This window comes from Roseospira visakhapatnamensis (genome assembly GCF_014197915.1).
Classification (GTDB): Bacteria; Pseudomonadota; Alphaproteobacteria; order Rhodospirillales; family Rhodospirillaceae; genus Rhodospira; species Rhodospira visakhapatnamensis.
Map to the genome: position 1 here is coordinate 1 of NZ_JACIGK010000097.1, position 1,095 is coordinate 1,095.

The window sequence follows — 1,095 nt, forward strand, 5'->3', positions numbered from 1 at the left end:
TGTAGCGCGGCGGTCGATTTGGCACAAATCGGCAGGGATTTGGCACACCGGACATTGGTCCGGGGTGGCGTGATTTGGCGGCTGGCGAAAGGCATCGCCGCCAGGCCCATCCGGCCGTCTCGTGGTGGCTTCGGATAGAGGTGCAAACACAACCCCAAATAGTACTCGTGACGATCTGGTGGATGTGGCGCGGTCGGCCGGATGCCCGGGGGTAGCATCATTTTCCGTCCGCCGGGTCCATGGTTTCAACGTCCGTCGCCTCGGTTGAGAGACGCCTTGAGAGTTCAGTACGCGAGCGCCGCAGCCAGGGGGCAAACGCCGTTTCCAACGGCGCGCAGGCGGTCCAACCGATCGGCCATCCCATCACCCATTCGCCGAAGCGCGGGTTCAAGTCGAGGGTCTCGGCGGAGCACATCGTCCCAGGCCGCAAGGTCACTCGGATGGGGCGCGAACAAGGGGAGCGCGTCGGTCTGGGATCGATCCCCAGGGCCGCCAGCAGGCGTCGCGTCACCATCCAGGCCCGGGCCACCTGCCGCAGGCTCCGCGTCTTGTATCCGCCGGGTGGATTGCGGAAGTCGAGACGCCCGCCGTCCGCGATCACCTCCGGCCAATTGCCGTTCATGGAGGCCGTCGGCGTGGGCCAGTATGAACAGCCGGGTCCTTTCGTGGCTCGCGCCTGCTTCAAGCGCCGAATGGAGTCCCGCCGCAACGCGGTAGCCCAGGCGGCGGAGGTCTCCGGCGACGAGGTCGAAGCCGAGGCTGAGATGTCCGGCGACGTTTTCGAGGAAGACCCGGGGCGCCCGCGTTTCGCCAATGATCCTGGCGACATGGGGCCAGAGGTGGCGCGGATCGCTGGTGCCGCGCCGCTGGCCGCACCAGCTGAAGGGCTGACAGGGATATCCCGCCGACAGGATCGTGATCCGCCCTGCCCAGGGTCGGCCGTCGAATGTTGCGATGTCGTCCCAGATGGGGCCGGGGGACAGGGCGCCGTCACGCTGGCGGTGCTGGAGCACGCGGGCGGCGTATGGGTCCCGCTCGACAGAACAGACGGTGCGGTACTCCGGTTCGGCGATGTGGAGGCCGAGTTCGAGACCT

1 protein-coding gene is annotated in these 1,095 nt (G+C 67.3%); it reads right to left on the reverse strand.

What is annotated here, in order from left to right; genetic code table 11:
- Positions 1-284 precede the first annotated feature (284 nt).
- A complete protein-coding gene (locus GGD89_RS20765) occupies positions 285-1,073 on the reverse strand; it encodes a DNA cytosine methyltransferase (RefSeq protein ID WP_425503065.1) in 789 nt (262 codons plus the stop codon).
- Positions 1,074-1,095: the final 22 nt, after the last annotated feature.